23 protein-coding genes and 2 pseudogenes are annotated in these 23,295 nt (G+C 73.1%); 12 read left to right on the top strand and 13 right to left on the bottom strand.

Features of this window, described 5'->3' with window-relative positions:
• On the top strand, positions 1-1,620 hold a 1,620-nt coding region (locus AB0H87_RS16775; protein WP_360145506.1), incomplete at its 5' end, for an ATP-binding protein.
• Here the strand turns inward: AB0H87_RS16775 and AB0H87_RS16770 are convergent.
• The 4 genes from AB0H87_RS16770 to AB0H87_RS16755 form a co-directional block, all read right to left on the bottom strand.
• The gene (locus tag AB0H87_RS16770; RefSeq protein ID WP_360145503.1) at positions 1,602-2,501 is read right to left on the bottom strand and encodes an ion transporter; all 900 of its coding nucleotides are present in this window, start codon (positions 2,499-2,501) and stop codon (positions 1,602-1,604) included. The two genes, AB0H87_RS16775 and AB0H87_RS16770, sit on opposite strands and share 19 nt — an antisense overlap.
• Positions 2,502-2,514: 13 nt before the next feature.
• Positions 2,515-3,069 (bottom strand): TetR/AcrR family transcriptional regulator, encoded by a 555-nt coding sequence (locus tag AB0H87_RS16765; protein WP_360145500.1) that lies wholly within the window; start codon positions 3,067-3,069, stop codon positions 2,515-2,517.
• Between the two features lie 10 nt (positions 3,070-3,079).
• Entirely contained in the window at positions 3,080-3,913 is an 834-nt protein-coding gene (locus AB0H87_RS16760; RefSeq protein WP_360145497.1) for a class I SAM-dependent methyltransferase, read from the bottom strand.
• 95 nt (positions 3,914-4,008) lie between these two features.
• Positions 4,009-4,338 (bottom strand): hypothetical protein, encoded by a 330-nt coding sequence (locus AB0H87_RS16755; RefSeq protein ID WP_360145494.1) that lies wholly within the window; start codon positions 4,336-4,338, stop codon positions 4,009-4,011.
• 219 nt (positions 4,339-4,557) lie between these two features.
• On the opposite strand from AB0H87_RS16755, the gene AB0H87_RS16750 reads away from it, so the two are divergent.
• From AB0H87_RS16750 to AB0H87_RS16735, 4 genes are all read left to right on the top strand, one after another.
• Complete coding sequence (locus AB0H87_RS16750; RefSeq protein ID WP_203704769.1) at positions 4,558-5,049, top strand: DUF3145 domain-containing protein; 492 nt, start codon at positions 4,558-4,560, stop codon at positions 5,047-5,049.
• A gap of 140 nt (positions 5,050-5,189) precedes the next feature.
• The gene (locus tag AB0H87_RS16745) at positions 5,190-6,905 is read left to right on the top strand and encodes a glycoside hydrolase family 3 N-terminal domain-containing protein (protein ID WP_360145491.1); all 1,716 of its coding nucleotides are present in this window, start codon (positions 5,190-5,192) and stop codon (positions 6,903-6,905) included.
• A gap of 60 nt (positions 6,906-6,965) precedes the next feature.
• Positions 6,966-7,988 (top strand): glycosyltransferase family 2 protein, encoded by a 1,023-nt coding sequence (locus AB0H87_RS16740; protein WP_360145488.1) that lies wholly within the window; start codon positions 6,966-6,968, stop codon positions 7,986-7,988.
• On the top strand, positions 7,985-10,312 hold the full coding sequence (locus tag AB0H87_RS16735) for a hypothetical protein (protein WP_360145485.1): 2,328 nt from the start codon (positions 7,985-7,987) through the stop codon (positions 10,310-10,312). The genes AB0H87_RS16740 and AB0H87_RS16735 overlap by 4 nt, the downstream gene beginning before the upstream one ends.
• On the opposite strand, the gene AB0H87_RS16730 is transcribed toward AB0H87_RS16735, so the two are convergent.
• Positions 10,309-10,983 (bottom strand): DsbA family protein, encoded by a 675-nt coding sequence (locus AB0H87_RS16730; protein WP_360145482.1) that lies wholly within the window; start codon positions 10,981-10,983, stop codon positions 10,309-10,311. The genes AB0H87_RS16735 and AB0H87_RS16730 overlap by 4 nt on opposite strands.
• 104 nt (positions 10,984-11,087) lie before the next feature.
• On the opposite strand from AB0H87_RS16730, the gene AB0H87_RS16725 reads away from it, so the two are divergent.
• Together AB0H87_RS16725 and AB0H87_RS16720 are read left to right on the top strand one after the other, a co-directional pair.
• Positions 11,088-11,510, top strand: a complete 423-nt coding sequence (locus tag AB0H87_RS16725; protein ID WP_360145479.1) for a helix-turn-helix domain-containing protein — start codon at positions 11,088-11,090, stop codon at positions 11,508-11,510.
• Positions 11,511-11,566: 56 nt separating this feature from the next.
• On the top strand, positions 11,567-11,770 hold the full coding sequence (locus AB0H87_RS16720; RefSeq protein ID WP_360145476.1) for a hypothetical protein: 204 nt from the start codon (positions 11,567-11,569) through the stop codon (positions 11,768-11,770).
• Here the strand turns inward: AB0H87_RS16720 and menC are convergent.
• Positions 11,719-12,834 (bottom strand): o-succinylbenzoate synthase, encoded by a 1,116-nt coding sequence (gene menC / locus AB0H87_RS16715; RefSeq protein WP_360145509.1) that lies wholly within the window; start codon positions 12,832-12,834, stop codon positions 11,719-11,721. The two genes, AB0H87_RS16720 and menC, sit on opposite strands and share 52 nt — an antisense overlap.
• 18 nt (positions 12,835-12,852) lie before the next feature.
• Positions 12,853-13,704 carry a GNAT family N-acetyltransferase gene (locus AB0H87_RS16710; RefSeq protein WP_360145473.1) on the bottom strand — a complete coding sequence of 284 codons (852 nt, stop codon included), beginning with the start codon at positions 13,702-13,704 and terminating at the stop codon, positions 12,853-12,855.
• A gap of 261 nt (positions 13,705-13,965) precedes the next feature.
• Here AB0H87_RS16710 and AB0H87_RS16705 point away from each other — a divergent pair, with 261 nt between their 5' ends.
• The 3 genes from AB0H87_RS16705 to gap all read left to right on the top strand — a co-directional run bounded on the left by AB0H87_RS16705 (position 13,966) and on the right by gap (position 16,553).
• Positions 13,966-14,895, top strand: coding sequence for an alpha/beta hydrolase (locus AB0H87_RS16705; RefSeq protein ID WP_360145470.1), 930 nt, complete (start codon positions 13,966-13,968; stop codon positions 14,893-14,895).
• Between the two features lie 69 nt (positions 14,896-14,964).
• Positions 14,965-15,558 (top strand): TetR/AcrR family transcriptional regulator, encoded by a 594-nt coding sequence (locus AB0H87_RS16700; protein ID WP_360145467.1) that lies wholly within the window; start codon positions 14,965-14,967, stop codon positions 15,556-15,558.
• Positions 15,555-16,553, top strand: a complete 999-nt coding sequence (gap, locus tag AB0H87_RS16695; RefSeq protein WP_360145464.1) for a type I glyceraldehyde-3-phosphate dehydrogenase — start codon at positions 15,555-15,557, stop codon at positions 16,551-16,553. The genes AB0H87_RS16700 and gap overlap by 4 nt, the downstream gene beginning before the upstream one ends.
• On the opposite strand, the gene AB0H87_RS16690 is transcribed toward gap, so the two are convergent.
• Positions 16,550-17,263, bottom strand: a complete 714-nt coding sequence (locus AB0H87_RS16690; RefSeq protein ID WP_360145461.1) for a TetR/AcrR family transcriptional regulator C-terminal domain-containing protein — start codon at positions 17,261-17,263, stop codon at positions 16,550-16,552. The two genes, gap and AB0H87_RS16690, sit on opposite strands and share 4 nt — an antisense overlap.
• A gap of 94 nt (positions 17,264-17,357) precedes the next feature.
• Between AB0H87_RS16690 and AB0H87_RS16685 the strand changes: the two genes are divergently transcribed.
• Entirely contained in the window at positions 17,358-18,332 is a 975-nt protein-coding gene (locus AB0H87_RS16685) for an NAD(P)-dependent alcohol dehydrogenase (RefSeq protein WP_360145458.1), read from the top strand.
• On the opposite strand, the gene AB0H87_RS16680 is transcribed toward AB0H87_RS16685, so the two are convergent.
• Positions 18,322-19,380 carry a saccharopine dehydrogenase NADP-binding domain-containing protein gene (locus tag AB0H87_RS16680; RefSeq protein WP_360145455.1) on the bottom strand — a complete coding sequence of 353 codons (1,059 nt, stop codon included), beginning with the start codon at positions 19,378-19,380 and terminating at the stop codon, positions 18,322-18,324. The genes AB0H87_RS16685 and AB0H87_RS16680 overlap by 11 nt on opposite strands.
• 180 nt (positions 19,381-19,560) lie before the next feature.
• Here AB0H87_RS16680 and AB0H87_RS16675 point away from each other — a divergent pair.
• Positions 19,561-20,763 (top strand): annotated as a pseudogene (locus AB0H87_RS16675) (UvrD-helicase domain-containing protein); the annotation flags it as partial.
• 55 nt (positions 20,764-20,818) lie between these two features.
• On the opposite strand, the pseudogene AB0H87_RS16670 reads toward AB0H87_RS16675, so the two are convergent.
• The 4 genes and pseudogenes from AB0H87_RS16670 to AB0H87_RS16655 form a co-directional block, all read right to left on the bottom strand.
• A pseudogene (locus AB0H87_RS16670) lies at positions 20,819-20,905 on the bottom strand (RidA family protein); the annotation flags it as partial.
• 101 nt (positions 20,906-21,006) lie between these two features.
• Positions 21,007-21,762, bottom strand: a complete 756-nt coding sequence (locus AB0H87_RS16665; protein ID WP_360145453.1) for an SDR family NAD(P)-dependent oxidoreductase — start codon at positions 21,760-21,762, stop codon at positions 21,007-21,009.
• Positions 21,759-22,595 (bottom strand): enoyl-CoA hydratase family protein, encoded by an 837-nt coding sequence (locus AB0H87_RS16660; RefSeq protein ID WP_360145450.1) that lies wholly within the window; start codon positions 22,593-22,595, stop codon positions 21,759-21,761. Before AB0H87_RS16660 ends, AB0H87_RS16665 begins: the two co-directional genes overlap by 4 nt.
• On the bottom strand, positions 22,592-23,295 hold a 704-nt coding region (locus AB0H87_RS16655), incomplete at its 5' end, for an acyl-CoA dehydrogenase (protein WP_360145447.1). The genes AB0H87_RS16660 and AB0H87_RS16655, both read right to left, overlap by 4 nt.

Genomic DNA, 23,295 nt, shown 5'->3' with positions numbered 1-23,295 from the left:
GACGTCGTGCTGCACCGCTCGCCGCTCGGCGCCGTCGAACGGGTGACGGTCCGGGACGACGGCACCGGCATGGCGCCCGAGGCGCTGGCCGCCGCGTTCGACCGGATCGGCGGCTCGTGGAAGAAGTGGACCTCCGGGACCCTGCTCAAGCAGCGCACCCTGCACGGCAGCAACGGGCAGGGGCGGCTGCGGGCGTACGCCCTCGGCGACCACATCCGGTGGACCACCGTGGCCGACGGCGTGGGCGGCCGGTCGCGGACCGAGGTGTCGGCGCACGCCGGTGCCCGCAACGACTTCCTGATCGGTGACAGCACACCGACCCGGGAGCCGACCGGCACCCTGGTCGACGCGTGGGGCAAGCAGTCACCGCGGCTCGACCGGCTGCCGCTGCGGGCCAACCACCGCCGGTTGACCGCCGAGCTGGCGCCCTACCTGACCGCGTACCCCGAGGTCACGGTCGTCTACGACGGCGTCGCCGTCGACCCGCGCACCTCCGTGCGGCACACCTGCGTCTACCCGCTCACCTTCGCGGGCGGCGACGCCCAGCTCAAGGTCATCGAGTGGTCGGCGGCCGTGGACCGCGAGCTGCACCTGTGCGACGGCAACGGGATACCGGTCGGCTCGGTCGACGCCGGCATCCGGGCACCGGGGTTCGACTTCACCGCGTACGTGCTGTGGCCGCCGATGGCCGACCACATGGGCGACGTGCACCTCGGCGACGCGCACGACAGCGACGTCACCGCCCTGGTCGCGGTCGCCCGGGAACAGCTGCGCGCGCACTTCCGGAGCCGGGCCGACGACCGGCGGCGCGAGCTCGTGCAGCGGTGGCAGGCCGAGGGCAGCTACCCGTACGAGTCGACCGGCGGCGGTGTCGAGCGGGAGACCTTCGACCTCGTGGCCACCGCCGTGCACCGGCACATCCCGGGCCGGGGCAACCAGCGGCGGGCGACGCTCGCGCTGCTGCGCGAGGTGCTGCGGTCCCGGCCGGACCGGGTCGCCGACCTGCTCGGCGAGGTGTTCAAGCTCTCCGACGACGAGCGCGGCCAGCTCGACCGGGTGCTGCCGGAGACCGGTGCCATCCGGGCCGCGACCACCGTCGCCGACCGGCTCGCGGTGCTCGCGGCGCTGCGCGAGCGCACCGACCCGGATCGGCTGCACACGCTGCTCGCCGCGCAGACGTGGGTGTTCGGCGAGCGGCACGGCCTGCTGGCCCGCGACCGCGCCCTCGACGCGGTGGTGGACCGCCACGCGGGGCCCGATCTGCTGCTCGCCCGGGCCCGCCGCGAGCACGAGCGGCGCCAGCACCTGGTCGTCACGGCGGCCGGCAGCGCCGGCGAGAAGGAGGTCGGCCGGCTCGTCCCGTACGCGGAAGCGATCGCCGCCGACGCCGGGTTCCGCGGCATCCGGGTCGACTGGGACGTCTGGCTGCTCGCTGACCGGGTCGACGCGGACGTGCAGGCCGCCGTCCGGGACGCCCGCCGCCCGCCCGGCTGCCTGCTCGACCGCGACGACGGCCGCAGCCACGTCCGGGTCTGGGTCCGCACCTGGGCGGAGCTGCTCAACGAGTGCTCCGACCGCGTCCACTTCTTCGAGCAGGCGAGCTATCTCGACCGGGCGTGATCGTCGCGGTCGATCCGCAGCTCCCGCTCCAGCTCGGCCAGCGCGGCCCGCAGGTCGTCGATCCGCTGGGTGACCGCGATCCGGTCGACCTCGTCGGGCACGCCGTCGCCGTCCCGGTCGGCCAGGCCCTCGCTCATCTCCAGCCGGCGGGCCTCCTCCATCGAGTTGACGATGACCGCGATGAGGATGTTGAGCAGCAGGTTGGCCGTGATCAGCACGTAGCTGACGTAGTAGACCAGCGTCCACGGCGAGACCGACAGGCCCTGCGCGATCAGGTCCGGCAGGGTCTCCTGGGACAGCAGCACGAACAGCGTCAGCACCGCCCGGCCGATCGTCCCGTACTGGTCCGGGAACTCGTCGCGGAAGATCAGCCAGCCGGCCATGCCGTAGACGTAGAGGGTGACCAGGGCCAGTGCCAGGAAGCCGGCCACGCCCGGCAGGCTGCGCAGCAGCGCGGTGACGATCGTGCGCAGCCCGGGCGAGAACCGGACCAGCCGCAGGACCCGCGCGATGCGCACGATCCGCAGGGCCGTCGAGTCGCCGTGGAAGCCCGGGATGAACGCCGCGGCGATGACGGCCAGGTCGAAGACGTTCCAGCCGTGCCGGAAGAAGTCCTGGGGGCGGCGGCCGTGTGCGGCGAGGCGGATCGCGATCTCCACGACGAAGACCGCCCGGAACAGCCACTCCAGCCCGTGCAGGAGCGGTCGGGCCGCACCCAGATGGGGGTACGTCTCGACACCGAGCACGACCGCGTTGGCACCGATCACGACGACGATCACCACGTCGAAGACCCGTGACCCGGCGATCCGCGCGCAGCGCCGCGCGAAGGGCGAGAGTTGCTCCGGTGTGGACCGTTGGGCGGGCACCCTGCGCTTGATCATCAATGGATCGTAGTCAGGCGAGGTGCGCGTCCAGGGCCGCCCGCAGCAGGGGCTCGGGGTCGTCCTCGCCCGTGGCGAGCTGCAGGCTCCCCCAGCTCCAGAGCTGGGCGATGCCGTGCAGGTTGGCCCAGAGCGCGCCGGCGACCACCCGCGCGGGCGCGTCGGCCCGGGTGCCGGCCGAGTCGACCAGGTCGACCAGCGTCGCGAACAGCGGCAGGGCCGTCCCGCGCAGACCGAGGTGGCCGCTGACGAGCAGGTCGTGCCGGAACATCAGCCCGAACATGCCGGGGTTGGCCCGGGCGAAGGCGAGGTAGCGCCGGCCGAGCCGGGTCAGCTGCTCGCGGGGTTCGCCGGTGACGTCCGGTCGGATCTCGGCGGCGAGCTGCGCGTAGCCCTCGCGGGCGATGGCCGAGAGCAGCTCGAGGTGGGTCGGGAAGTAGCGGCGCGGCGCGCCGTGCGACACGCCGGCGCGGCGGGCGATCTCGCGCAGCGTCAGTGCCTGCAGCCCGTCCTGCTCGAGCAGCTCGACGCCGGCCCGCACCAGCCGGTCCCGCAGCCCATCCGTCATGGACAGTGTCTTACCACCTGCTGAAGTGCCAGATGATCGCGGCCGGCGTGTTCTCGTAGGCCGCGTCGACCGCCTGGGCGGCCCAGCCCCGCAGGAACGGCCCGCCAGCGGTGTCGCTTCTTGGCCAGAGCGGCTCGTGGCAGGCCCGCACGGCGAACCCCGCGCCGACCGCGGCGGTCACGTACGCGCTGGGCCGGAACCGGCTCGCCGGCAGCCGCGCCTCGGTGCCCTCGTCGTCCACCGTGGACGCGATGCCGCCGAGGTAGAGCGACTGCCAGTGGATGTCGGAGGTGACCAGGTGCCCACCGGGGCGCAGCACGCGGGCGAACTCCGCGAAGGCGGGCTCGAGCGCCGGCAGGTGCGTCAGCGCGAGCGCGCAGGTGACGACGTCGACGCAGGCGTCCGGGAGCGGCAGGGCGCGCACGTCGCCGCGCAGGAACGTGGCTGCCGGGACCTCGGCGCGGGCGAGCATCTCGGGCGAGCTGTCGACGCCGACGACGATGTGGCCGGCGGCCGCGAGAAAGGCGGCGTGCCGGCCGGTGCCGCACGCGGCGTCGAGCGCGCGCCCGGCGGGCAGCTCGGCGAGGATCGCCCGGACCACCGGCTCCTCGACGTCGACCAGCGGGTTGCCAGGCTCGTCGTAGGTCCGGTAACCGCTGACCGTGTCGGTCTCGCCGACGTGGTCGCCGGCGCCGAGGTCGCCACGGGCGTCGGCGGCCAGGATCGCGCGGACCTCGGCGAGCCTTGCCGCCACGAAGGCCGCGTCGAACTCGCCCGCGAACGCGCGGTGCAGCGCCAGGCCTTCCATGCCGAGCAGGAAGGCGGCCGGGTGCCGGAAAGCCATGCGGGCACGCTAAGGATCAAGCGGGCCGGACGCGAACAGATTTCCCGGCACACGAAAGAGCGCCCCGGCGCGGCCGGGGCGCTCTGTGCGGTGACTCAGGCTTCGAAGACGCCCGCGTCGACCAGACGCTTCTCGGTCACGTCCCAGCCGTGGGCCGGGTACTGCGCCGCGAGGCCGTTCAGCTCGGCGCGGATCTTCGAGGCGTGGCCGGCGCCTGCCAGCAGCCGGATCTCGTCGACGAACGCGTCGGAGTCGGTGCGCAGGTGCGTCGTCTTGCCGTTGGTCAGGTTCCGCACGTAGGCGAACTTCCCGCCGGCAAGCGGGATCAGGTACTTGTACTCGCCGAGCACGGTTTGCGCGCCACCCTGTCCGGCCTGGCCGGCCCGGACGGAGGCGCGCGCGGTCTTGGAGGTGTTGCTCGCCACGGGGGGACTCCTTGCAATGACGCGTACAGGGAAGTGAGCCCGCACAGGGGCCCAGTTGAGAGTACACCAGCCGGTGGATCGGCCTTCCGGACCAATCGTCACAACCAGTTTTCCGATTCCCTGGCGCAACATCGGCCTCAGGCGTCATCATGATGGCTGACCGCTCGGAGTGATCGAGGTCGTAGGGGAAGACGCACCTCGGGTCTTCGGGAGGTCACCGTGCCAACGCGTGGCGTCGTTTACGTCCACTCGACCCCGCTCGCCGTGTGTCCACACGTCGAGTGGGCGATCGCGCGCGTCCTCACCGCGCCGGTCACACTGCACTGGACCGCTCAGCCGGTCGACCCGGGCGCCCGCCGCACGGAGTGCAGCTGGACCGGTCGCGCGGGGACCGGCGCGGAGCTGGCTGCTGCCCTCCGGCAGTGGCCCATGATCCGTTTCGAGATCACCGAAGAGCCCAGCCCGGGCTGTGACGGTGAGCGCTTCATGTTCGTGCCGGGCCGCGGCCTGTTCCGGGCGACGGCCGGCGCCGCCGGCGACATCCAGCTCGGCGAGGACCGGCTGCGCGCCATCATGGCCAGCTCCCGCGCTCCCGAGGCGCTGCAGCACGCCCTCGACAAGGCGCTCGGCACGGCCTGGGACGCCGAGCTGGAGCCCTACCGGTACGCCGGCGACGGCGCACCGGTGACACTGCTCACCCGCGTGGGCTGAGCGCCACCCCCACGGACGACCTGAAAACCGCCCACCAGTCGCCATCCCCGCGCAGGGGCGCCGGTGTTGGCCGAATTCCGAAGCGACCGTATTGCCTGCTTCACTTGCCTGTCCGGCAATTAGGTGGCCATCATGGCTCGATGGCCTCCCCCCGGAGCCGCCTCGCGTTGCTTTTCGCCGCGGTCGTGGCCGCGATCCTCGTGGCCATCACCGCATGCGGCAAGCAGGCGCCCCGCGCGGCAGCACCGTCCCCGCCCCCGTCCTCCGCGGCGGCACCCGCACCGACCCCCTCCACCGGCGGCGACCCCGCCACCCGGGCCGCGGCCCTGGTCAAGACCCTCTCCGACGAGCAGCTGGCCGGCCAGGTGCTGATGCCCTACGCCTACGGCAGCTCGGCGACCGACGTCAGCGCGGCCTCGGCGGCCGGCAACCAGAAGCTGGGCAAGGTCGACACCCCGGCCCAGATGGTCCAGAAATACCACCTGGGCGGGCTGATCCTGGTCGGCTTCTCCGCGGACGACCCGACGTCGACCAACCAGGCCACCACCAACGTCGACAACCCGAAGCAGATCACCGCCCTGACCGGCGGCCTGCAGAAGGCGGCCGGGGGCCAGGCGCCGATCCTGATCGGCACCGACCAGGAGTACGGCGCGGTCACCCGGATCAAGAGCGGCGTCACGCTGCTGCCCAGCGCGATGGCGCTCGGCGCGGGCAACAACCCGGCCGGCACGCAGCAAGGGTGGAAGGTGGCCGGCGACGAGCTGCGCGCGATGGGGCTCAACGTCGACTTCGCGCCGGACGCCGACGTGCTCGGCACCGCCGACGGCGGCGTGATCGGCTCGCGGTCGTTCGGCTCCGACCCGAAGGCCGTCGGCGACCAGGTCGCGGCCTCGGTCCGCGGCCTGCAGTCGGCCGGCGTCGCCGCCACGCTCAAGCACTTCCCCGGGCACGGCAGCACCCCGTCCGACTCCCACACCGACCTGCCGGTGATCGGCAAGAGCAAGGCCGACCTCGACAAGGTCGACCTGGCGCCGTTCAAGTCCGGCATCGACGCCGGCGCCCAGCTCGTGATGAGCGGCCACCTCGACGTGAAGTCGATCGAGCCGGGCGTGCCCGCGTCCTTCTCGCACAAGGCGCTCGTCGACGTGCTCCGCGGCGAGCTCGGCTTCAAGGGCGTCGTGGTCACCGACGCGCTCAACATGGCACCGGCCGAGAAGTGGCCGGCCGGCGAGGCCGCCGTGCGCGCCCTCAACGCCGGCAACGACCTGCTGCTGATGCCGCCGGACGTGGGCGGCGCCTACCAGGGCCTGCTCGACGGGCTGCGCAACGGCTCGCTGAAGAAGGACCGGCTGGTCGAGGCCGCCACCCGCGACCTGACGCTGCGGTTCTCGCTCGCCGACGCCCCGACCAACGACCAGACGGTGCTCGCCTCCGCCGCGCACAAGGACGTGGCGAGCGGCCTCGCGGCCGGGGCGGTCACCCAGCTGCGCGGCCAGTGCGCCGCGCCGGTCAAGGGCCCGGTCACGGTGACCACGTCGGCGGGGCGCGACACCAGCAAGGCGACGCTCGAGCGGGCGCTGCGGGCCGAGGGCGTCCAGGTGGTGCCCAGCGGCGGCCGCGAGGTGCACCTGGTCGGCTACGGCGACGGTGCCGGCGACCTGAGCCGGACCGCCGACACGACGGTCGGGATGGACACCCCGTACGTGCTCGGTGGCGCGAAGTCACCGAACGTGCTGGCCACGTACTCGTCCACGCCGGAGTCGCTCAAGGCCCTGGCCAAGGTGCTCGCCGGAAAGCAGAAGCCGACCGGCAAGTCGCCGGTGGAAGTGTCGGGTTTGCCCCGTAGCGTGTGCTGATTTGCCCCGGCCCGCCTGATACGGTTCCCCCGTTCGGACGCGGAGGGAGCACGAGGCGGGATGGGTCAGCAGGATCCGGCACTCTCCGTGGTCGTGCCGATGTTCAACGAGGAGGGCGTGCTGCCGCTGCTCGCGGAGCGGCTGCGCGCGGTCCTCGACGGCCTGGCCGAGCCTTACGAGGTGGTGGCCGTCGACGACGGGAGCACCGACGCGACCGCGGTCGCGCTGCGCGGGCTGCGTGAGCGCTGGCCGCAGCTGCGGGTCATCCGGTTGCGGCGCAACAGCGGCCACCAGGCGGCGCTGATCGCGGGCCTGATGCGGGCCCGCGGCGGCTACGTGGTCAGCATCGACGCCGACCTGCAGGACCCGCCCGAGACCATCGTCGACATGCTCGCCCTGGCCCGGGCCGAGAAGCTCGACATCGTCTACGGCGTACGCGGCGACCGCAGCTCCGACACGGCCTTCAAGCGGTTCACCGCCGGCGCCTACTACCGGCTGATGCGCCGGCTCGTCGGCAAGCAGGTGCCCGCCCAGGCCGGCGACTTCCGGCTGCTCAGCCGGGCCGCCGTCGAGGCGCTGCGTGACCTGCCGGAGCGCACGCCGGTGCTGCGCCTCGTGGTGCCCTGGCTCGGCTTCCCGAGCGGCGAGGTGCACTTCCTGCGCGCCGAGCGGGCGGCCGGCCGCACGAAGTACCCGCTGTCCCGGATGCTCGCCCTCGCCGTGGAGAGCGTCACCAGCTTCTCCGCCGCCCCGCTGCGGGTGGCGACCTGGCTCGGCCTGCTCGGCGTCGCGGTCTGCGGGCTGCTGGCGATCGCGGTGATCATCGCGTTCGCCTCGGGCCGCACCGTCACGGGCTGGCCGTCGATCCTGGTCGCGGTGCTGTTCCTGGGTGCGGTCCAGCTGCTCTGCCTGGGCCTGCTCGGCGAATACGTGGCCCGCATCTACACGGCGGTGCAGGCCAGGCCGGCCTACTTCATCGCCAGCGACAGCGATCCGGGTGACGACGACCCCGGTGACACCGCCGCACCGGGGCAGCGCCGCGCCGACGACGACCCGGCCGTGCTGGCCGACAGCCGCCGGTGACCGCGCCCGCCGAGCAGCCCGCGCAACCGCGGGTCGAGGAGGAGCGCGCGATCCCGGCCGCCCGGGCCGCCGCGGATGCCGCCACGACGTCGTCGGCCTCCTTGGCCGCCGGCGCGCCCCGTCGTGCGTACACCTGGCGCTTCCTGCCCTTCGTGGTGACGGTGCTCTACGTCGGGGCGGTGCTGGTCGCCGCGGACACCGCCGTGCTCGACCTGGTGAAGTACGCGCTCTACCTCGCGCTCGCGCTGACCCTGCCCGGCACGCTGGTCTACCGCGCGCTGCGCCGCACGCCGCACTCGCTGCTCGACGACCTCGCCATGGGCACCGCCGTCGGCCTCGTGCTGGAGCTGCCGGCCTGGACGCTGGTGTCGGTGCTCGACGTGCGCGGTGCGCTGTGGGCGTGGCCGCTGATCGTGGTCGCGCTGTTCGCCGCCGTGCCGCGGCTGCGCGCGCACGTCCGCCCGCGCTACCCGACGACCGCTCCGTTGGGCTTCTCGTGGGCGGTGGGTGGCGCGGTCGCGTTCTTCACGACCTACCTGTCGTCGACGTTCCTGCAGCGCAACCCGATCCTGCCGACCTCCGACAGCACCCGGCAGTACCTCGACCTGGCCTACCAGCTCTCCCTCGCGGGCGAGGCCAAGCACCAGTTCCCGCTGCACGTGCCGCAGGTGGCCGGCGAGCCGCTGTTCTACCACTGGTTCGGCTACGCGCACATGGCGGCGACCAGCATGATCGGCGGGATCGACCTGCCGGTGGTCGCGCTGCGGCTGGCGATCCCGTTCCTGTGCGCGCTGGCGATCGTGCTGACCGCGGCGGTCGGCTGGCGGATCAGCGGTCGCGCCCTGGTCGGCGCCGTCGCGGCCGCGCTGTTCTTCGTGGTCGGCGAGACCAACTTCACCGACCCGGTCACGATGCCGTTCGGCACCCAGGCCTCGTTCGTCATCTGGCACGGCATGTCGATGATCTACTCCTGGGTGCTGCTGATCGCGCTGATCGGCGTCGTCTGCGCGCTGCTCCAACGTTCCCTCGGCCCCGGTGGTTTCGTGCTGGCCGGCCTGTTCCTCGTCGCGTCCAGCGGCGCCAAGGCCAGCTCGCTGCCGGTCGTCGGGGTGGCGCTGCTCGTGACCTTCGTGGTCGTGCTGCTCGTGCGCCGCCGGATCCCGTGGACCCTGCTGATCCTGGGCGTACTCACCGGCGCCGCGCAGCTGTTCGCGCTGGCCGTGCTGTTCCGGTTCCAGTCGTACGGCGTGACGCCCGAGCCGATGTGGAGCTTCGAGCGGTTCTGGTCGCCGCCGGACGGCCCGAGGTGGCTGGCCGTGCTGCCGGTCTGGTTCGCGTTCCTGGTCAACATGCAGCTGCGGACGGTCGGCATCGTGCCGCTGCTCTGGCTGCGCCGGGGCCGGCTGGACCCGAGCCAGGTGTTCCTGCTGGCGGGCGGCATCGGCGGGCCGCTGATCTACCTGATGGTCAAGCAGCCGGGCGACGGCAACCAGTACTTCGCCCGGGCCGGGTTCACGTTCGCCGTGCTGCTCTCGGCGTGGGGCTACGCGATGGTGTACGACCGGGCCAAGCTGTCCCGGGCCGGCCGGGTGTTCCTCGCCGTGGAGGCGCTGGCCCTCGGGCTCGTGCTGGTGGTCGCGCAGTTCCGGCTCGCCGGGCCCGCCGAGGCGTCCGTGCCGCCGCGGCCGATCGACCCGCTGCTGCCGCTGCTGCAGTGGGCGCTGGCGCTGGCCGCCATCTTCCTCGTGGTGACCGCGATCTGGCCGGCGCTGAGCCGCGGGCTGCCCGCCCTGCGCGGGCGCGGCGGCATCGTCGCGCTGACCGCGATCCTGGTCGTCGGCATGCCCGGCCTGATCATGGACATGCGCAAGTCGGAGCGGTTCTCGAACGGTGGCGCGTACGCCACGGTGCCGCTGCCGAAGTCCCGCGTCGACGCGGCCCGCTGGCTGCGCGACCACAGCAAGCCGTCCGACGTGGTCGCCACGAACGCGCACTGCATCAACGCGCCGACCGACGGCTACTGCGACCCGCGCTCGTTCTGGCTGTCGGCCTATTCCGAGCGCCGGGTGCTGGTCGAGGGCTGGGCGTTCGCGCCCCGGGTCTCGGCGGCCGGCTCGTGGGACTTCTGGGAGCCGGAGCTGCTGGCCCGCAACGACGCCGCGTTCACCGCCCCGACCGCCGCGTCGCTGGCGGACCTGCGCGCCGACGACGGCGTGCGCTGGCTGGTCGCCGACCGCCAGGTCGCGGCGGAGTCACCGGAGCTGCAGATCCTGGCGCGACTGCGCTACTCCAACGAGCGCGTGTTCGTCTACGAGCTGAGCTAGCAGTAACCGCCGGGTCCGCAGGCGTCGCCGCCGGCCGCGATGATCGGGAGGCGGGCGGGCCGCCGGGCTTGGTCGAGCACCGCGAGCAGCTCGTCGGTCGTGATCGCGCCCGGGACGGCGTACCGATCGTCGATCACCACGAACGGGGCGCCCCTGGCGCCGAGCCGCTGGGCGGCGAGCTGGTCGGCCTCGACCCGGTCCCGGTAGCGGCGGTCGCGCAGCGCCGGGCCCGCGTCGGCCAGCCCGACCTCCGCCGCGAAGTCGAGCACCTCGGCGAGGGTCCACAGCCGGCGGGCCGCGCCGAAGTGCGCCCGGAACATCGCGGCCCAGATCTCGTCGCCGCGGCCCTGGTCGGTGGCGTAGGCGAGCAGCTCGTGGGCGTGGTCGGTGGGTCCGAGGGTGCGGTCGACCGCCTGGTAGGGGCTCAGCCCTTCGGCGTCGGCGGCGCGCTCGATCGGCCGCAGGACCTGGTCGACCGTCGAGGCGGGGGCGCCGGCCAGCTTGATCAGTTCACGCTGGGTGACGCCGGTGCGGGGCAGGTCGGGGTGGAGCTGGAACGACCGGTGCACGACGCGGACCTCGGCGCCGTGCCGGCGCACCGCCGCGCGCAGGCGGTGGTCCATCAACCCGCAGTAGGGGCAGATGATGTCCGACCAGAATTCGATCTTCATTGCCGCAGTCCTCCGCAATTCTTACTTCCTGTGCGTAGGGCCATCATGCGTTAGTATCGGGAGCCGCACAAAAGGCACATTCATGTGCGTGAGGAGGGCAGGGCATGAGCGTCGACGAGATCCGTCGCCGGCCGAGCAACACGCGGGCCAGCGTCCTGCGGGCGCCCGGCCCGTGCGCGCGATGGGACGACGACAACGCCGCCTTCATCCGCGAGATCCTCGACCTCGTCGGCGACAAGTGGAGCGTGCTGGTCATCGGCACGCTGGCCGACGGCCCGGTCCGCTACTCCGACCTGGCCGACGCGATCCCCGGCGTCTCGCAGCGGATGCTCACGCTGACCCTCAAGCAGCTCCGGCGCACCGGCCTGGTCGCGCGCGAGGCGTTCGCCGAGGTTCCGCCGCGGGTGGAATACCGGCTGACCCCGCTCGGCGCCTCGCTCCTGTCGACCGTGCTGGCGCTGGCCGAGTGGTCGGCCGAGCACTTCGCCGAGATCCGCGGCAACCAGCTGGCGTACGACCGCGGCTGACGATGTCACTCGAATGGCGAATACCAGGCATGTCAACCGCGTCGTAACGTCTGGGAGTGAATTTCCCGCGCGGGTCGGCCGCTCCCCCGGACCAGCACAGCGTGCTGGGCACGGTGGCGCTGGTGATCGCCGCGCTGGCGATCGTGATCAGCCTCGCCGGGATCGTGCTCGCGGCGATCGCGCTCGGTCGTGACGACGGTGGGGCGGCTCAGGGCAGCACGGGCAGCCACTCGGTCGCCGTGGTGATCTCGCCCAGATAGTCGAGGTCCGGTGTGACGCCCAGGCCCGGGCCGGTCGGCACCGCGACGTGGCCGCCGTCGAGGACGAACGGCTTCGTGATGTCGCGGGCGAAGTACCGGTCGGACGCCGACGTGTCGCCCGGCAGGGTGAAGTTCGGCAGCGCCGCCAGCGCGACGTTGGCCGCCCGGCCCAGGCCCGTCTCCAGCATCCCGCCGCACCAGACCGGCACGCCGTTGGCCGCGCACACGTCGTGCACGCGGCGGGCCTCCAGGTAGCCGCCGACCCGGCCGGGCTTCACGTTGATCACCGAGGTGGCGCCCAGCGCGATCGCGTCGGCCGCCGCCCGGGCCGAGGTGATCGACTCGTCGAGGCACACCGGGGTGCGGATCTGTCGGGCCAGCGCGGCGTGGCCACGCAGGTCGTCCTCCGGCAGCGGCTGCTCGATCAGCAGCAGGTCGAACGGGTCGAGCCGGGCCAGCTGCCGGGCGTCGGCGAGGGTGTACGCGGTGTTCGCGTCCACCTGCAGCAGCAGGTCGTCGCCGAACCGCTCGCGGACGGCGCGGACCGGCTCGACGTCCCAGCCGGGCTCGATCTTCAGCTTGATCCGCACGTAGCCCTGTGCCCGGTAGCCGTCGACGGCGTCGAGCAACGCCGGGATCGACGACATGATGCCGACCGAGACGCCGGCCGGCACGGTGGTCTTCACCGCGCCCAAATAGGCGCCGAACGACGTGCCGGACTCGCGCAGCGACAGGTCGAGCAGCGCGGTCAGCAGGCCCGCCTTGGCCATCGGGTGGCCCTTGATCCGGCCGAGCGCCGCCTCCAACCGCGGCACGGTCAGCTCGCCGGACTTGGCCAGCGCGGTGACCTCGGGCAGCAGGAAGCGGCGGATCACCTCGGCGGCGCCGTCGACGTGCTCGCTGGAGTAGAGCGGCTCGGCCATCGCCACGCACTCGCCCCAGCCTTCGGCTGTTTCGCCGGCCGCCCGGACCAGCAGGACGTCGCGGGCGGTCTCGGTGCCGAAGGAGGTGCGGAACGGACTGACCAGGGGCATGGCGATGCGACGAAGTTCGAGACCACGCACGTTCAAGGAACTTTTCCTTTACTCGGTTTCCATGACGTACCAGCCGTCGCGGGCCATGCCCACGATGCGGTAGCCCGATTCGAAGGCCGCGCAGAGCGCGTCGCCGACCTCTCTGCGCCAGGCGACGGCGAGCGACGGGTCGGTGCCCCGCAGGGCCTCGATGTCGAGGGGCACGGCGACCAGCAGCGGCCGGCCGTCGTGCACCGCCTTGCCTGGGCTGGGCCGGCCGAAGTCGTCGCGGGCCAGTGCCACGTCCGCGCCGGCCGCGTACACCGCCTGCATGTTGATCTCGCGGGTGTCGCCGGCCGCGGCGGCGATCGCCTCCGGCGAGGCGACGTCCCACTGGATGTAGAGGCGGTCGCTGGTGGCGTCGCCGGCATTGATCCCGTCGGTCATCGGGCCGTAGAAGTCCGGCAGGTAGCGGATCGCCCGGGCGCCGAGCTTGTGCAGGTTGAAGTAGGCGTTGCGGCGGACCAGCGGGTCGAAGGTCCAGTGCACCGACTCGATGTGCCGGTCGAGGGCCCAGGCTCGCTGGTGCAGCTTGATCGCGTGCCCGGCGCCGCGGCTCTGCGTCGCCGGGTCGACCCCGGTGATGTGCGAGTGCAGGTGGTCGATGCCGAAGAAGGCGACGGCGGCACCGATCAGCACGTCACCACGGAACGCGCCCACCACGTAGTTGCCGGCGTACGAGAGCGCCCGCATCATCCGCGCGTCGAGTAACTGGTTGGGCGAGTCCGTGCGCCAGATCCTGCCGAACAGCTGGGCCACATCCTCGTGCGCGGCGGGCTCACGGAGCTCCCGCACGGTGATTCCCAGCCGGGTCGCGGCGGCGGTCGCGACCTCTTTTGCCTCCGCGATCAGCTCGTCCACCCAGCCTCCCGTTGTGCAAGCCGAGTCCTTACTTCAACAGGTGAACAGGGCTCGTGTCGAGGCTACCGTCGGTAATTGATGGTTTTCTTTACGTTGCCGCAGGTCAGGCAGTCGCCCATCGGGGATATACAGCCTCAAACAGGTCGGAACTGGATAGTGGATCTGGCGTCCTGAACGCAGCTTAAGGCATGATTGTTACTACTCGGTATGTCCGTGGGTAAGAACATCGGTGCGGAATCCTCGGGCTTGAGGGAGGTGACCATGCCGGAGCGGATCGCGGTGCGGCTGCCCGACGGCGTGCGCCTGCACGTCGAGATCAACGGGCCCGACGACGCTCCGATAACGGTCTTCCTGCTGCACGGCTGGACCCTCGACACCCGCACCTGGCACCGCCAGCTGACCGGGCTCCCGGAGGCGCTGGGCAGCGCGGTCCGGATCGTGGCCTACGACGCCCGCGGGCACGGCCGCTCCGACAACACCAGCCGCGGCGGTGCCACCCTCGCGCAGCTCGGCGACGACCTGGCCGAGGTGATCTCCACGGTCGCACCGACCGGCCCGATCGTGCTGGCCGGCCACTCGCTGGGCGGCATGACGATCATGGAGTTCGCGCACGGGCACCCCATGACCTTCGCCACGCGGGTGGCCGGGCTGGTCTTCATCTCGACCACCGCCGAGGGACACAGCCACACGGTGTACGGACTCCCCCCGCGCGTCGCCGGCCTCATCCGCCTCGTGGAGACCACCGGCGCCGGCATCCTCGCCCGCAGCGGCTCGTGGCGGGTGCACCGCTACCTGCTCCGCGCGCTGGCCCCGTCGCTGCGCTGGCTGCTGTTCGGCGACCGCTGCACGCCCGAGGACCTGATCCTGACCACCGCCGCGGTGGCCCGGGTGCAGCTCCTCGCGATCGGCGCGTTCCGCTCCTCGGTCGGCGAGCAGCGCCGGCTGGCCACCCTCGCCGCGCTCGGTGACCTGCCGGCCGCGGCACTGGTCGGTGACCGGGACCGGCTCACGCCACCGCCGTGTGCCGAGTCGATCGCCGGCGCGCTGCCCGACGCCGAGCTGACCGTCTGCCCCGGCGCGGGCCACATGCTGATGCTGGAGCGCCCCGCGATCGTCACCGCGGCGCTGGCGGCGGTCACGCGGGCCGCGCTCGGCGACTCCCAGGACGCGCCCGACCTCCAGGCCGCGTAGCAGCCAGAACTCACAGCGCAGGCGCGAACGGGGTTGCGCTGTACCTACTGGTATGTACAGACTGGCGGCATGGACTCGCGAGAGCTGCTGGTCGAGACGATGAGCGCGCTCATGTGGGAGCGCGGCTACGCCGACACCAGCCCGCGTGACGTGCGCGAGCGGTCAGGTGTGGGCCAGGGCAGCATGTACCACCACTTCCCGACCAAGCGGGACCTCGCGCTCGCCGCCCTGGAGCGCAACGTCGCCGACCTGCTCCCGGCCACGTCCGAGCTCGACGGTCCGGGCGCGCCGATGGCCCGGATCGAGGCCTACCTGATGCGTCCGCGCGACGCCCTCAAGGGCTGCAAGGTCGGCCGGATGACCCAGGACCCACAGGTCCGGGAGGACCCGGTGCTGCTCGCCCCGGTGGCGCGCGCGTTCGCCGCCGTTCACGGCAGCTGGGTCAAGGTGCTCCGCGAGGCGGTCGCCGCGGGCGAGCTGCGGGCCGACCTCGACACCGAGCGCCTCGCGCGCACGCTGATGGCCGTCCTGCAGGGCGGCTACGTGCTCGCGATCGCACAGCAGGACCCGCGCCTGTTCGACGACGCCCAGGCCGGCGCCCTCGCACTGCTCCGCGCGGCGGCACCGGCCGCGCCGAACGACAAGGGAAAGAGAACGTCATGACGGTACGCATCGGCATCAACGGGTTCGGCCGGATCGGGCGCAGCTACCTGCGCGCGGCCCTGGCGAACAACGCCGACGTCGAGGTGGTCGCGGTCAACGACCTCACGGACGCCCGCACGCTGGCCTCCCTGCTCGAGTGGGACTCCGTTTCCGGCCACCTCGACGGCGTGGCCGTCGACGGCGACGCGATCACCGTCGCGGGCCGGCGGATCAGGGTCTTCGCCCAGTCCGACCCGGCCGGCATCCCCTGGGGCGACGTCGGCGCCGACGTCGTCATCGAGTCCACCGGCCACTTCACCGACGGCGTCACGGCGGCGGCCCACCTCAAGGGCGGCGCGCGCAAGGTCGTCATCTCGGCGCCGGCCAAGGGGGACGTGCCCACGTTCGTCCTCGGGGTCAACGACGACACGCTCGACCCGGACAGCCACGACGTGTTCTCCAACGGCTCGTGCACCACGAACTCGCTCGCGCCGCTGGCGAAGGTGCTCAACGACGCGTTCGGCATCGAGTCCGGCCTGATGACGACGGTGCACGCCTACACGGGCGACCAGCGGCTGCACGACGCACCGCACTCCGACCTGCGCCGGGCCCGGGCGGCCGCCGTCTCGACCATCCCGACGTCGTCCGGGGCGGCGAAGGCGATCGGCAAGGTCATCCCCGAGCTCGACGGGCGGCTGACGGGCGCCGCGCTGCGCGTCCCCGTCCCGGTGGGCTCGATCACCGACCTCACCGTGGTCCTGCGGCAGGCCGCCGCCGTCGAGGAGGTCAACGCGGCGTTCCGGGAGGCGGCCGCCACCGACCGGCTGCGGCGCTACCTGCAGTACTCCGAGGCGCCGCTGGTCTCCGCGGACATCGTCGGCAACCCCTACTCGTCGATCTTCGACGCGCCGCTGACCGAGGCGGTCGGCAACCAGGTCAAGGTATTCGGCTGGTACGACAACGAGTGGGGCTTCGCGAACCGCCTCGTCGAGTTCTCCGAGCGGATCGCGGCCTAGGGCCGCCGCGCCGACGACCAGCCCTGGGCGCGCAGCCGGTCGATGCCGTCCAGGAGCAGGTCCAGCGCGAACTCGAACTCGAACTGGTCGTCGCAGCCCTCCCCCACCACCGACCCGTCGTCGTGGGACGCCGCACCGGCGATCGCGGCGAGGTGGGGGAACCGGGCCGCGGCCTCCGCGGGGAACGTCGCCGGCGGCTCCGGGTCGGCGGGGCCGGACCGCCCGGCGCGCCGGGACGTGTCGAACAGCTCCTGGCTGAACCCGAGCATCCGGCTGCCCATCGCGTGCATCACGTGGTGGGCGAGGTCGGTGGAGAAGCCGCCGTCGCGCATCGCGCCCACCATCGCGTCGAGGTAGTCGAGGACCGCCGGGGTCGCGTCCAGCCGCGACTCGATCGCGAGCGCCGCCCACGGATGCCGCAGCAGGACCTGCCGGGCCGCGAGGATGCGCCGGCGCAGTGCCCGCTTCCAGTCGGCGTCGGGCACCAAGGGTTCGATCTCGCCGACGACCACGTCGATCATGCCGTCGAGCAGCTCGTCCTTGTTGGCGACGTGCTTGTAGAGGGCCATCGGCACCACACCGAGCTCCTGGGCGAGCTTGCGCATGCTCAGCGACTCGATGCCGGCCTCGTCGGCGAGCGCGACGGCGGCGCGCAGGACCCGGTCCCTGCTCAGCGGCGCCCGACGCAGTGTCTCAGCCTGCTCAGCCATCACGGATGAAACCCTAACCGTCTTGACAGGTGTACGCCGTACACCTACCTTACTTCACAGAAGGTGTACGCCGTACACCCTGGGGAGGGAAGCCATGAAGGCGATCGTGCAGGATCGATACGGGCCGCCGGAGACGCTGCGGCTGGCGGAGGTCGACACGCCGGAGCCGGGACCGGGTGAGGTGCTCGTGCGGGTCGAGGCCGCCGCGCTCAACGCGTACGACTGGCATGTCATGCGCGGTGACCCGCGGCTGGCCCGGCTGGGCTGGGGTCGATCGGCGCCGCGGGCGCGGATCCGCGGCCGCGACTTCGCCGGGCGGGTCGAGGCGGTCGGGGCGGGCGTGGCCGACCTGAGCGCGGGCGACGCCGTCTTCGGCGACCTTGGCGAGGCCAGCGGCGCGTTCGCCGAATACGTGTGCGTGCCGCAGGAGCTGGTCGCGCACAGCCCGCGGAACCTGACGCCGGAGCAGGCGGCCGCCCTGCCGCTGGCCGGCGTCACCGCGCTGATGGGGCTGTCCGAGGTCCGCCCCGGTCACCGCGTCCTGGTCAACGGCGCGTCGGGCGGCGTCGGCACGTTCGCGGTCCAACTCGCGAAGGCGCTCGGCGCGACCGTGACCGGGGTCTGCCGCACCCGCAACGTCGACGTGGTCCGCTCCCTCGGCGCCGACGACGTCGTCGACTACACCACCACCGACTTCACCCGCACCGGGCAGCGCTACGACCTGGTGTTCGACCTCGTCGGCAACCGGTCACTGACGGCGTTCCGGCGGGCGCTGACCCCGAGTGGGACGCTCGTGCTCTCGGGCGGCGGCGTCTACCGCGGTGGCAGCCTCGTCGGGCCGGTCTGGCTCATCGCCCGCGGTCGGCTGCTGGCACCCTTGCTCCGGCAGCGCATCGTCGTGCTCGATGCCGTCCCGGGCCGCGCGCGGCTCGACGTCCTGCGCACGCACGCCGAGGCCGGCCGGCTCGTCCCGGCCATCGACCGCACCTATCCCCTGGCGGACGTGCCCCGCGCGATGCGCTACCTGGAGACCGAGCACGCCCGCGCGAAGGTGGTCGTCACGGTGTAGGCGCGTGCACCGTCACCTGGTCGAGGCCGGTGAGGAAGTCGGGGCCGAAGGCGGTCCCCGGGGTGTGTGCGCCCGGTGCGACCGCGCCGCCGCGGCGGCCGCCGGTGCCGGCCAGCAGGTGCTCGGCGGCCCGGTGGACGGCGTCGGCGGTCAGGTCGTAGGCGTTCGGGCCCGTCAGCGTCGCGGAGCGGGTCTCGCCGGCGGCGTTGCGCACCTCGCCCCAGACCTCGCACTTCGTCGCGGCCCGGGTCTCCGGGCTCGGGCCCGGTGGCTGCCGCTTGATCGCCCGGGCCGCCAGCGCGCGGAACGGCGCGAACCGCAGCAGCCGTGACGTCAGGCTCGGCGCCGGGACCCGGGTGTAGACGACGATGTCGCCGATCCTGGTCGAGTGGTGCGCGGTGACCAGGTCGCCCCACGGCACCGCGCCGACCCGGCGGACCTTCGACGGGAACGGCACGTCGCGGGCCGGCGTGCCCATCGGCGTCGGCACCATGACCCCGGCGACCCGCCGGAACGCGCCCCGCGCGCTGGTCGCAAGGCCCGTGGTGGCGGTGCCGCGGCTCATCCCGCCGGGCGCGGAGAAGGCCAGCTCGAGGGCCGTCGCGTCCGGCAGCGCGGCGTGCAGCAGGTTGGCCAGGCAGTCGGTGGGCACGACGTCGAAGCCACCGCCGGTCAGCAGCACCACCCCGGCCGCCTCGGCCTCGGCGGAGCGGGCCAGCACGGCCTCGAACACGGCGTGCTCGCCGGTCACGTCGATGTAGTGGGTGCCGGTGCCGAGGCAGGCGTCGACCATCGGGCCGGAGGTGGCCACGAACGGGCCGGCGCAGTGTGCGACCAGGTCCACGTCGGCCAGCGCCCGCCGGGTGGCGATCGGCTCGCGGAGATCGAAGATCACATGGTCGAGGCCGAGCTCGTCGGCCAGGGCGCGGATCGCGGCGGCGTTGCGGCCGGCGAGCACGGGGCGGTCACCGCGGCCGGCGGCCAGCCGGGCCACGAGCTCGCCGGTGTAGCCGTTGGCGCCGTAGATCATCCATCGTTGATGTGGCACCGGACCACCGTAAGGGGTGACGGGCCACCGGACCACCGAACGGGTATGACCCGATTCTATCGAGGTGCGAGGACCGGCACATCGACCCGGCTACCGATCCGTCCCCGGCGCGCGCCCCGTACCCTCGTTCGGGTTGGTCGCGCGACCCGTGGCCGATTCATCGCACGAGGAGCCATCCGCTTGACCGACGTCACCACGCTCCAGCAGGAGATCGCCACCGAGCAGAAGCACGTCGACCGGGTGTACGCCCGGGTCGCCGAGCTGCGCCAGGAGGCCGCGCGCGCCGAGCGCGAGGGCTACCGGCAGGCGGCGGTCGGGAACTTCGGCGCGCTGGTCGAGCGTGACGCGTTCGTGTTCCACGCCGCCCGCCGGCGCTACCTGCTCGACGCCGAGCACGAAGGGCTGGTGTTCGGGCGGCTCGACCTGCACGGCGGCGCCAGCTTCCACGTCGGCCGGCTCGGCGTCCGCGGCGAGGACACGCAGCCGCTGGTGGTCGACTGGCGCGCCCCCGCGGCGGCCGCGTTCTACCAGGCCACGGCGGCCGAGCCGCAGGGCGTGATCCGCCGCCGCATGATCCAGTCGTCCGGCGAACGGGTGACCGGCATCGAGGACGACCTGCTCGACCCCGAAGCCGCGCCCGCGCAGATGCGGGTGGTCGGCGACGGCGCCCTGCTGGCCTCGCTGTCGAAGGCGACCGGCCACGGCATGCGCGACATCGTCGCGACCATCCAGCGCGAGCAGGACCAGGCGATCCGCTCCCCCGGCAGCGGCGTCACGATCGTGTCCGGCGGCCCCGGCACCGGCAAGACCGCGGTCGCGCTGCACCGGGCGGCGTACCTGCTCTACTCGGACCGCAACCGGTTCGCCGGCGGCGGCATCCTCGTGGTCGGACCGTCCACCGTGTTCGTCGACTACATCGCGTCCGTGCTGCCCTCGCTCGGCGAGGAGTCGGCGACCCTGCGCTCGCTCGGCACGCTGGTGCCGGGCTGGTCCGCGACGCGCACCGACCCCGGCCCGGTGGCGGCGGTCAAGGGCTCGCTGCGGATGCGCCGGGTGCTGGAACGCGCCTCGCACGACGCGGTGCCGGACGGCCCGACCACGCTGCGCCTGCTCTACCGCGGCACGCTGCTGCGGCTCGACCGCGGGCAGCTCGACCGGATCCGGACCCGCGCGCTGCCCCGCGGCGCCCGCCGCAACGAGGTGCGGCGCGCCGGCTTCGACGGGCTGTTCGACGCGCTCTGGGCGCAGGCGCAGGAGCAGAAGGTGCCAGGGCTGCCGAGCAAGGCCGAGTTCGAGGGCCAGCTCGCGGAGCGCGAGGACTTCCGCTCGTTCGCCAAGGAGTGGTGGCCCCGGCTGCGCCCGCGGCACGTGCTGGCCTGGCTGCCAGGTCCGTCGCGTAGACCGTGAGGCTCGCCAACTGGTCCGGCCGGCCACCGGCCGCGGCCAACGCGGTCAGCAGATTCGCCAGCGCGCGCTCGAACTGCGCCACGACGTCCCCGTCGATGATGCGGCCCGCGGCGTCCATCGCGGTCTGCCCGGCCAGGAAGACGACGGTGCCGCGGCCGACCACGGCGTGCGCGAAGCCGCGCGGGCGGGCCAGCTCCGGTGGGTTCACCCGCTCGATGCTCACTGCACCGCGCCTCCGTCCACATTGATCGCCTGGCCCGAGACGGCGTCGCTGCTGATGCAGAACCAGACCGCGTCGGCCACCTCGTCCGGCCGGATCAGCCGGCCGATGGGCTGCTTGCGCTCCAGCAGGCGCCGGGCCTCCTCGGGGCTGCGTCCGGTGGACGACGCGATCGTGTCGACGGTGGCGTCGGTCATCGAGGTGTCGACGTAACCGGGGCAGACCGCGTTGACGGTCACGCCCGTGGCGGCCAGTTCGGCGGCGGCGGACCGGACCAGGCCCAGGACGCCGTGCTTGCTGGCGGCGTAGGCGGCGATGTAGGGCTCACCGACCCGCGCCGCGGTCGACGCGATCACCACCACCCGGCCCCAGCCGGCCGCGCGCATCGCCGGCACGGCCCGGCGGATGCAGCGGAACGGGGCGGTCAGGTTGAGGTCGAGCATGCGCTGCCAGTCGGCGTCGGTGGTGCGCTCGAGCCGGGCCGAGTGTCCCGCGCCCGCGCCGGCCACGAGCACCTCGACCGGGCCCCAGGCGCGCTCGGCCACGGCGTACGCGGACTCGATCTGATCGGGGTCGGTCACGTCGGCCTTGACGCACACCGCCGGGCCGGCGCAGCCCGCCGCCGTCTCCGCCAGCTCCTCGTCGGTGCGGGCGACCAGCGCGACCCGCAACCCCTGCCGGCTCAGGCGCTGGGCGACCGCGCGGCCGATCCCCCGACCGGCACCCGTGACCAGCGCGACCCGGCCCTCGCTCATCGGCCCTGCCAGCGCGGCGGGCGCTTCTCGTTGAACGCGGCGTGGAACTCGGCGTGGTCCCGCGTGGTCATCAGCAGCGCCTGGGTCATCGCGTCGAGCTCCATCGCCGCCGACATCGGCATGTCCAGCTCGCGGGTGAGCAGGGACTTCGTCTGTGCGTAGGCGAGCGTCGGGCCGTCCGCGACCGTCCGCGCCAGGTCGGCCACCGCGGCATCGATCTCGTCGTCGGCCACGAGCCTGGACACCAGGCCGTAGCGGTCGGCGGTCGCGGAGTCGATCGTGTTGCCCAGCATGAGCAGCTCGGTCGCGCGGCCCAGGCCGACGACGCGCGGCAGCAGGTAGGCGGCGCCCATGTCGCCGCCGGAGAGGCCGACCTTGGTGAACAGGAACGCGAACCGGCCGGACGTGCTGACCACCCGGAAGTCGGAGGCGAGCGCCACCACGGCACCGGCGCCGGCGGCGATGCCGTGCACGGCGCTGATGATCGGGATCGGGCACTCGCGCATCGCCCGGATCACGTCCCCGGTCATCTTGGTGAACCGCATCAGGTCGCGCGGCTCCATCTTCACCAGCTCGCCGATGATCTCGTTGACGTCACCGCCGCCGCAGAAGCCCTTGCCCTCGCCGCGGATCACGAGCACCCGGACGTCCTGGTGGTGCGGCAGCTCGGCGAGCAGGTCACGCAGGTCGGCGTAGCTCTCGAAGGTCAGCGGGTTCAGCTTCTCCGGGCGGTCCAGCGTCACGGTGGCGACGCCGTCGGCCTTGGCGAACCGGAAGTGTTCCCACGACGTGGTCAGCCGCGGCGAGGCGTGGAACCGGTAGTTGTCGCTCATCTGATGCCGATCACCTCGCGGGCGATGATGGTGCGCTGGATCTCCGAGGCGCCCTCGTAGATGCGCAGGGACCGCACGTCGCGGTAGAGCTGCTCCAGCAGGTGCCCGCTGCGCAGGGCGACGGCGCCGTGCAGCTGGACGCAGCCGTCGACGATCTGCTGGGCCGCCTCGGTCGCGAACAGCTTCGCGATCGCCGACCGCCGGGTCTGCTCCCCTGGCTCGTCTCCCGCGTCGTAGGCGGCCGCGGCGGCGTAGACGAGCAGGCGGCCGGCTTCGAGCTGCGCGGCCATGTCGGCGATCCGGTGGGCGACGGCCTGCTGGCTGGCCAACGGTGCGCCGTGCACCTGACGGCTTTTCGTGTACGCGACGGTGGCGTCGAGGGCCGCCTGCGCCATGCCGACCGCGTACCCGCCGACGCTCGGCCGGAAGAGGTCCAGCGTCCGCATCGCGACCGCGAAACCGTTGCCCACCTCGCCGAGCACCGCCTCGGGCCCGACGCGGACGCCGTCGAAGACCAGGCGCCCGATGGGGTGCGGCGAGAGCATGTCGATCGGCTCGCCGGTCAGCCCGGCGCTGTCGCCCGCGACGGCGAACGCGGTGACGCCCTTGCTCCGGGTGCCGGGCGTCGTGCGGGCGAAGACGGAGTAGACGTCGGCGTCGGGCGCGTTGGAGATCCAGGTCTTCTCGCCCGTCAGCCGCC

The sequence above is a fragment of the Asanoa sp. NPDC050611 genome (genome assembly GCF_040654855.1).
Classification (GTDB): domain Bacteria; phylum Actinomycetota; class Actinomycetes; order Mycobacteriales; family Micromonosporaceae; genus Asanoa.
The sequence above is the reverse complement of the archived record's forward strand: the minus strand, read 5'-3'. Positions and strand labels throughout refer to the sequence as shown.

Bases quoted from the DNA above. Each gene is read 5' to 3' on its own strand.
- AB0H87_RS16770 (WP_360145503.1), bottom strand. From the start codon at position 2,501: ATGATCAAGCGCAGGGTGCCCGCCCAACGGTCCACACCGGAGCAACTC.
- AB0H87_RS16765 (WP_360145500.1), bottom strand. From the start codon at position 3,069: ATGACGGATGGGCTGCGGGACCGGCTGGTGCGGGCCGGCGTCGAGCTG.
- AB0H87_RS16760 (WP_360145497.1), bottom strand. From the start codon at position 3,913: ATGGCTTTCCGGCACCCGGCCGCCTTCCTGCTCGGCATGGAAGGCCTG.
- AB0H87_RS16745 (WP_360145491.1), top strand. From the start codon at position 5,190: ATGGCCTCCCCCCGGAGCCGCCTCGCGTTGCTTTTCGCCGCGGTCGTG.
- AB0H87_RS16740 (WP_360145488.1), top strand. From the start codon at position 6,966: ATGGGTCAGCAGGATCCGGCACTCTCCGTGGTCGTGCCGATGTTCAAC.
- AB0H87_RS16730 (WP_360145482.1), bottom strand. From the start codon at position 10,983: ATGAAGATCGAATTCTGGTCGGACATCATCTGCCCCTACTGCGGGTTG.
- AB0H87_RS16725 (WP_360145479.1), top strand. From the start codon at position 11,088: ATGAGCGTCGACGAGATCCGTCGCCGGCCGAGCAACACGCGGGCCAGC.
- AB0H87_RS16705 (WP_360145470.1), top strand. From the start codon at position 13,966: ATGCCGGAGCGGATCGCGGTGCGGCTGCCCGACGGCGTGCGCCTGCAC.
- AB0H87_RS16700 (WP_360145467.1), top strand. From the start codon at position 14,965: ATGGACTCGCGAGAGCTGCTGGTCGAGACGATGAGCGCGCTCATGTGG.
- gap (WP_360145464.1), top strand. From the start codon at position 15,555: ATGACGGTACGCATCGGCATCAACGGGTTCGGCCGGATCGGGCGCAGC.
- AB0H87_RS16690 (WP_360145461.1), bottom strand. From the start codon at position 17,263: ATGGCTGAGCAGGCTGAGACACTGCGTCGGGCGCCGCTGAGCAGGGAC.
- AB0H87_RS16685 (WP_360145458.1), top strand. From the start codon at position 17,358: ATGAAGGCGATCGTGCAGGATCGATACGGGCCGCCGGAGACGCTGCGG.
- AB0H87_RS16665 (WP_360145453.1), bottom strand. From the start codon at position 21,762: ATGAGCGAGGGCCGGGTCGCGCTGGTCACGGGTGCCGGTCGGGGGATC.
- AB0H87_RS16660 (WP_360145450.1), bottom strand. From the start codon at position 22,595: ATGAGCGACAACTACCGGTTCCACGCCTCGCCGCGGCTGACCACGTCG.